7 protein-coding genes are annotated in these 7145 nt (G+C 55.9%); 5 read left to right on the top strand and 2 right to left on the bottom strand.

Annotated features, from left to right (window positions below; translation table 11 throughout):
* From APY94_RS02270 to APY94_RS02250, 5 genes are all read left to right on the top strand, one after another.
* Nucleotides 1-1024 (top strand): V-type ATP synthase subunit B (locus APY94_RS02270; protein ID WP_058938099.1); only part of this gene is annotated, 1024 nt, incomplete at its 5' end.
* 27 nt (nt 1025-1051) lie between these two features.
* The gene (locus APY94_RS02265; protein ID WP_058938098.1) at nt 1052-1705 is read left to right on the top strand and encodes a V-type ATP synthase subunit D; all 654 of its coding nucleotides are present in this window, start codon (nt 1052-1054) and stop codon (nt 1703-1705) included.
* 89 nt (nt 1706-1794) lie between these two features.
* Nucleotides 1795-2562, top strand: a complete 768-nt coding sequence (locus APY94_RS02260; RefSeq protein ID WP_058938097.1) for an oxygen-binding di-iron domain-containing protein — start codon at nt 1795-1797, stop codon at nt 2560-2562.
* Nucleotides 2563-2571: 9 nt separating this feature from the next.
* On the top strand, nt 2572-3333 hold the full coding sequence (locus APY94_RS02255; RefSeq protein WP_058938096.1) for a methyl-accepting chemotaxis protein: 762 nt from the start codon (nt 2572-2574) through the stop codon (nt 3331-3333).
* A gap of 10 nt (nt 3334-3343) precedes the next feature.
* Nucleotides 3344-4609 carry an alanyl-tRNA editing protein gene (locus APY94_RS02250; protein ID WP_058938100.1) on the top strand — a complete coding sequence of 422 codons (1266 nt, stop codon included), beginning with the start codon at nt 3344-3346 and terminating at the stop codon, nt 4607-4609.
* Nucleotides 4610-4822: 213 nt separating this feature from the next.
* On the opposite strand, the gene APY94_RS02245 is transcribed toward APY94_RS02250, so the two are convergent.
* Both APY94_RS02245 and APY94_RS02240 read right to left on the bottom strand, forming a co-directional pair.
* Nucleotides 4823-6094 carry an ABC transporter permease gene (locus APY94_RS02245; protein ID WP_058938095.1) on the bottom strand — a complete coding sequence of 424 codons (1272 nt, stop codon included), beginning with the start codon at nt 6092-6094 and terminating at the stop codon, nt 4823-4825.
* Complete coding sequence (locus APY94_RS02240) at nt 6091-7059, bottom strand: ABC transporter permease subunit (protein ID WP_058938094.1); 969 nt, start codon at nt 7057-7059, stop codon at nt 6091-6093. The genes APY94_RS02245 and APY94_RS02240 overlap by 4 nt, the downstream gene beginning before the upstream one ends.
* Nucleotides 7060-7145 lie beyond the last annotated feature (86 nt).

The following is a 7145-nucleotide window of genomic DNA, read 5'->3' as shown; positions in this document are numbered from 1 at the left end:
CTACCCGAGGGACTTCATCCAGACCGGTGTCTCTGCCATAGACGGAATGAACACCCTCATCCGCGGCCAGAAGCTGCCCATCTTCAGTGGCTCCGGCCTTCCGCACAACATGCTCGCGGCCCAGATCGCCAGACAGGCGAAGGTCCTCGGTGAGGAGGAGCAGTTCGCCGTCGTCTTCGCGGCCATGGGTATCACCTACGAAGAAGCTAATTTCTTCAAGAAGAGCTTCGAGGAGACCGGTGCAATAGAGAGGGCAGTCCTGTTCCTCAACCTCGCCGACGACCCGGCCATCGAGCGTATCATCACCCCGCGTATGGCCCTCACGGTTGCTGAATACCTCGCCTTCGACTACGACATGCAGGTGCTCGTCATCCTCACGGACATGACCAACTACGCCGAGGCCCTGCGTGAGATTTCCGCAGCTAGAGAAGAGGTTCCGGGCAGGCGCGGTTATCCGGGTTACATGTACACCGACCTGGCCACCATCTACGAGCGTGCCGGTCGTGTCAGGGGCAGGAAGGGTTCCATCACCCAGGTGCCCATCCTGACGATGCCGGACGACGACATAACCCACCCGATTCCCGACCTGACCGGATACATCACCGAGGGCCAGATAGTCCTCAGCAGGGACCTCCACAGGAAGGGTATCTATCCCCCCATTGACGTGCTCCCCTCCCTCAGCCGTCTGATGAAGGACGGTATCGGTAAGGGCATGACCAGGGACGACCACCCGCAGCTCAGCCAGCAGCTCTACGCGGCCTACGCTGAAGGAAGGTCGCTCAGGGACCTCGTCGCCGTCGTTGGTGAAGAGGCCCTCAGCGAGACCGACAGGAAGTACCTCAAGTTCGCCGAGCGCTTCGAGAAGGAGTTCGTCGCCCAGCGCTACGACGAGGACAGGAGCATCGAGGAGACCCTCGACCTCGGCTGGGAGCTCCTTGCCGAGCTTCCGGAGAGCGAACTCAAGCGTGTCAGGAAGGAGTACATCCTCAAGTACCACCCCAAATACAGAAAGAGGGAGGCCTGACCTCCCTTCAACCCTTAGGTGGTCGAGATGGCAGAGCTGCTCAACGTCAAGCCCACCCGTATGGAGCTCCTGAACCTCAAGAGGCGCATTAAGCTGGCCAAGAAGGGCCACAAGCTCCTCAAGGACAAGCAGGATGCGCTCATCATGGAGTTCTTCACGATATACGATGAGGCGCTCCAGCTCAGGGAGGAGCTTGGGAGGAAAATGGACGAGGCCTTCAGAGCCCTTCAGGCGGCGGAGATAGACATGGGAATGCTCCGTCTCAAGGAGATAAGCCTCAGCGTCGAGCCCAACAGGGAGGTCGAGATAAAGCGGAGGAACGTTATGGGCGTCCCGGTTCCCCTCATAGAGGCGGAGTCCTTCAAGAGGAGCACCGAGGAGCGCGGCTACGCCTTCGTCTCCAGCTCGACCAAGGTCGACCTCGCCGCCGAGAAGTTCGAGGAAGTTCTCGATCTGGCCGTCCGCCTCGCCGAGGTTGAGGAGACACTCAAGAGGCTCGCGAGGGAGATTGAGGTCACAAAGAGGCGCGTTAATGCCCTCGAGTACATCATAATCCCCCGCATGGAGGCCACGGTGAAGTTCATCAAGCAGCGCCTCGACGAGATGGAGCGCGAGAACTTCTTCCGGCTCAAGAGGGTCAAAGCTTTGATAGAGGCCAGGACCCAGGCAGAGGGCTTCTGATGCTTTTTTATCCCATTCGTTTATGTAGGTAGCTGTGTAGGCAAATCGCTTAAATATTACCTCTTCGTAGCTCTCTTCCGGTGGTGGGGATGGGAGAGTACTTTATAGAACCCGGGCTTGATCCAAGGAAGGACCACGTTCTCTACCGTGATGATGAGCACCTCGTCGTCTATCTTGGAACCCAGGAAGGCGGAGAAGACGTTGATGTCAACAGCTATCTCATAGTCAGCAGAGGGAAGGGGATCCTCATAGACCCTGGAGGGTACAAGATTTTTTCGAAGGTTCTTGCCAACGCTTCCAAGTACATAGACCCGAGGGACATCGAGTACGTTTACATCTGTCACCAAGACCCCGATGTTGCGGGAAGCCTTCCCCTCTGGAGGGAGGTCAGCAACGCGCGGATAATAACCCACTGGCTCTGGACGAGGTTCCTGCCCCACTTTGGCTTTGAGGATGCTAGGGCCGTTACACACGAACTGCCCGACGAGGGTGAGTCGATGGCCTTTGGTGCAACGACCCTCGAGTTCATTCCCGCTCACTTCCTCCACAGTCCGGGCCACTTTACCATATACGACAGGAGGAGCAAGTTCCTCTTTAGCGGGGACATAGGCATAGCAATTCTCGATGATCCATACATCGTTGTTGAGAGCATGGAGCGGCATATACAGGCGATGAAACCAGTCCACGAGAGGCTGATGCCGACGAGCAGGGCCATAAAAGCCTGGCTCGATCGCGTCAGCTACCTTGACGTCGAGGCAATACTGCCACAGCATGGGGCGATTATACCGAAGAAGTTCATACCACGCTTTTACGACTTCCTGAGAAACCTCAAATGCGGTGTTGACCTCTACCGCTGAGGTGGTACCATGAACGTCAGAAGCATCGAGAAGGCATCGAGCGCGCTGGCCCAGTCCGTCCGTATAAAGACGTCCAGCCGGGAGTCCAGCAAAATCATAAACGAGCTGGCGGAGGAAATAAGCGGTCAGTTTATAGACAACAACATGGTGATAATTGAGAACATCGAGAAGCTATCCCAAGTGATGAAGGAACTTGAAAGGTTTCAGGAGGAGTTTCTGCCTTTCTTCCAGCGCTTTGAGGTCTTTGCCAGAGAGTTCAATACCCTGGTTGAGAACCTTGAGTACGTTTCGAGGATAAGTGACTCGATAGCGGGTGTCGCCAAGCAAACGAACCTCGTTGCTCTCAATGCATCGATAGAAGCTGCCCGCGCTGGTGAAGCGGGTAGGGGCTTCGCCGTCGTCGCCGATGAAATTCGGAAGATGGCGGTTCAAACGATGAACCTTGCTAAGGAGATTAAAGACTTCAACACCCGCGTTATGGGCCAGCTCGAAACCCTCAGGGATGCCCTGGCCGTCATGGATAGAATCCGGGAGGGAACCGAAATACTCGGCAGGGACATCGAGACTATGGTGGAGATCAGCTCCGTTCTCGATGAGATTTCCAGGGAGCAGGAGGAAATAGTCAACGATATCAGACGGCTCAAAGGGATAGCCCTGGCCTTGAGGAAGTTTGCGGAGATGCAGGACAAGTACAACAAAGAACTTGCTTCCCTCCTTCGGATGATGGTTAGTGAGTATGCGAAGGAGCAGGAGGAATTGGGTGAATCGTGAGGTGCTGGTTATGACAGAAAAGCTTTACTATTTGGATCCATATGTTAGGGAGACCACCGCTAAGGTCGTTGAGGTTAAGGATTTGGGCAACGGTCTCGTGGAGGTTCTTCTGGACAGAACGATTTTCTACCCCGAAGGCGGCGGTCAGCCCTCCGATCGGGGACTCATAGAGGGGGACGGCTTTGTTGTGGAGGTTACGAGGGTTAAAGAGCGGAGGGAAATCTGGCATGAGGGAACCCTCACGGGAAGGCTTCCCCGGGAGGGTGAGGAGGTACGGCTCAGACTGGACTGGGAGTGGAGATACGAGAACATGAAGAACCACACCGGCCAGCACATTCTCTCGGCTGTTCTCAAGAGGCTTTACAACCTCGACACGACCGGCTTTCAGATATTCGAGAACTACAACAAGATTGAGGTGAACGGTGAACTCGACTGGGGGATGGTAACTGCTGCTGAAATAGAAGCAAACGGGATAATCTCGGAGGGAATTCCGGTCACGGTTGATGAGTTCAAGTACCTGCCGGATGATATAGCGGAGACCCTGAGGAAGCACGTGAGCAAGGTGACGGACAGGGTTCGGATAGTCACTATTGGGGACATTGACAGAACCCCCTGCGGAGGAACGCACGTGGAAAACACCTCCGAGATTGGCCTCATAAAGGTGCTTCGTTTCTATAAGAAGTCCCGGAACCTCTGGCGCATCGAGTTCGTCTGCGGGAACAGGGCTCTAAAACACCTGAACAGGCTTCTTGAAGATTACTGGAGGGCCCTGGACGAGATGCCCAACAAGAACCGCCCGCTGGTCGAGCGCGTGGGGGAGCTTAAGGTCGAGCTGGAAAGGCTCGAGGAGGAGAAGGACAGCCTTAGGAGGGAGCTTTGGAGGTGGAAGGCCAGGGCGCTCCTGGAAGAAGCCAGGGAAATCGGCGGGATTAGGGTAGTCTCGTACGTTGAGGACGCCCCCATGAAGGACGCCCAGGCCTTCGTGGTGTACCTCGTGGACAAGAATCCGAACACCGTGGCCCTGGTGGTCGGGGAGAACTACGCGGTTTTTGCCAAAAACAAAAACGTTGCGGGAATCTCGATGAACGAACTGCTCAGGGAGGTTCTATCTGAGGCTGGTGGCGGCGGGGGCGGCAGCGATGTTCTAGCCAGGGGCGGAGGTTTCAGAGCCAAGCCGGAGGAGGTTCTGGAGCTGGCCCTTGAAAAATTGAGGGGGAAGCTTTCCGTTCTGGTTAGCCGTGATTTGCGTAAAGTTCGTAAATCTCGTTGCGGCTAACCTTCCAGCCTCCCATCTTCATTGGCTGGCCTTCGGGGGGAACGGGAACTCCCCACATCTTCAATGCTTTTAGCAGTCCTCATTCAGGCTTAACAACCCCACATACCGAGGACTGCCACCACTACAAAATCCACCACAAAAATATTTAAAAATTACGCAAGACAAAAAATGCCAAACTTTACACTTCACCATTTAAAGAACAGCCCTCGATTTCTACCCCCTCGACAGGAACCTCTCCTCCAGCTCGCGGTTTATCAGGACGAAGGCGAGGGCGAACACGACAAGGGCCATGCCGATGGGCAGTATCATCCACCAAGCCATGCTGTATATCGCGTTCTGGCTCAGCACCATTCCCAGCATTGTTCCCCAGTTGAATCCCGGTGCGACCCTGAAGAAGCCCAGTATGGATACCAGCGCGATCACCTTGGGTGCGAAGAGCGAGAGCTGGTAGATCGAGTAGGGTCCCACTATTCGCAGTATGTGCCTCCTCAGCACCCACCTCCTGTCGGCGCCCAGACTTTCGGCCGCGGCCACGTACTCCTTGTTGAGCTCTGTCCTGACTATCGCTCCCACGTTTCTCGCTATCTTCCCGAAGAGCAGAAATGCCAGCGCCGGTACGAAGGCCCATACCGGTATCGTTATCCTGGCGTTGTAGGACACGCTCCCGGTTAGGGGTATGAGGGCTATCATGAGTGGTATAACAGGAATTATCGTCGAGAGCTTTGAGATGGAGTCCACCGCGGTTCCTGCCTGTCCTCTTAGGGACGCGGCGAGGCCGGCGAGCGTCCCAAGGGCAACCGCCACGACCGCCGTGAGGTAGACCAGGAGCACCGTCTGCCTCGCCCCCCACAGGAAAGCCGCCCCGACGTCCCTGCCGTAGGTGTCGGTTCCCAGGATGCCGTAGGTGGCTCCTACTATTTTGACCGTCGAGTTGATTGCTCCCTCAACGGTTATCGTGTAAACCCCGTGCTCCGGAACGACCTCTCCGCTCCGGTTCACGAAGAACAGCGGCCTCAGACCCCTCCTGAAGGCGGTGTCCTCCATTCTGAACTCCACACCCCTGTCGTTGGCTATCTCCATCAGCACCTGCCACTGGTAGGCGAGTGAGATCTCATCCACCGAGGTTCCCGGGTGAAACAGGTAGTTCTCGCCTGATGGTGTCGTCACAGTTACGGCAACCTGCCTTCCCTCGGTTCGGTTGAACTTGACGATTATGTTCTGTGGAGGCGTTGAGTACCTGAAGTCGTACTCAAAGACCTGCAGGCCGGGTTGGTTTTTGATGGGAGAGAGTTCCTCCGTTGGGGGGAGGCTCTTTCCGAGGAGGTTCACCCACGAAGGCGGGGCCAGTCGGGGATTGTCCTTCCAGTAGAGGCCGTTGTACCAGTTCTCTATCTTCTCCTCGTTCACGAAGTACGGCGCCATGAACGCTGCGATGGTGTATATCACTATGATGGCCACTCCCAGCTTGAGTCCGCTGGTTCTCATTGTTCCCTCCCCCCTGAGCGCGGGTCAAGGTAGAGGTACAGACCCTCCATGACAACGGCGTTGATGAAGTAGAACAGCATCATAACCGCCGTTGCGAAGAACAGTATCTCCGGCGCGTAGGCAAAGCCGTAGCCGTCCCCGATGCGTGTCAGGCCGAAGGAAATCGCCATCAGGTAGCCGAGGCCGTGTATGTTGAATATGACCTCGATGAGCATCATCCCCGTCAGTATCTCCAGGAAGTTGTACGTCGTGAATGTCAGGAACGCCGGTAAAGCGGTTCTGAGGAGCTTGCGCATTATCCTTCCCTCGGGCAGTCCCCTCGCGACGTCGTAGAGCACGTGGTCACTGCTGCGCTCGTTCACTATCATGTTCCTGACGTTGAAGGCGTACTCCCACAGGCTCGAGAAGACGAGCGTTAGCACCGGCAGTGCGAGGGCCTTCAGGTAGGTGCCCGTTGAGAGCGTCCCGTGTACCTCGGCCCAGTTTATGGTGTCCTCAAAGTTGATGGGGAACAGGGAGAGCTTCCAGTAGAAGAGGAACAGGAACACCACGCCTATGAACCAGGAGGGCATGGCCGAGAACGTTGGCGCGAGCACCGAGACGACTTTATCGGCCCACCCCCTGTAGTAGCCCGCCCTCAGTCCGAGGAAAAGCCCGAATGCCAGGAGGAAGATCTCCGTCAGTACAAGGAGGGCGAAGCTCTTGATCACAAAGGCATTTAAACTGGTCCCCATTACTTCCGGTGGGTCCCTCAGGAACTTCCACGTGGCCGAGAAGTAGCCGCTGATGGCGTCTACGAGGCCCACTTCACCGTCTTTCTGGTAGAACTTGTAAACTCTGCCAAGGTCGTTCCGTTCGATGCGCAGTTCTCCGCCGGCTATAACGGTTCCAACGACGAGAAGGGCGAGGAGCAGAATGAGAAGGTTCCTGATGATTACATGGGTAACGCCCCTGACTTTAGTCATGATCCCACCCGGAATGACATCGGTGTACTCTTTAAAACATTTACGAACTCAAGTAATTTTAACCTGGTAGAAGAAGAAAATATGGA

The sequence above is a fragment of the Thermococcus celericrescens genome (genome assembly GCF_001484195.1).
Taxonomy (GTDB): Archaea; Methanobacteriota_B; Thermococci; order Thermococcales; family Thermococcaceae; genus Thermococcus; species Thermococcus celericrescens.
This window is presented reverse-complemented; position numbering and strand designations above follow the sequence as displayed.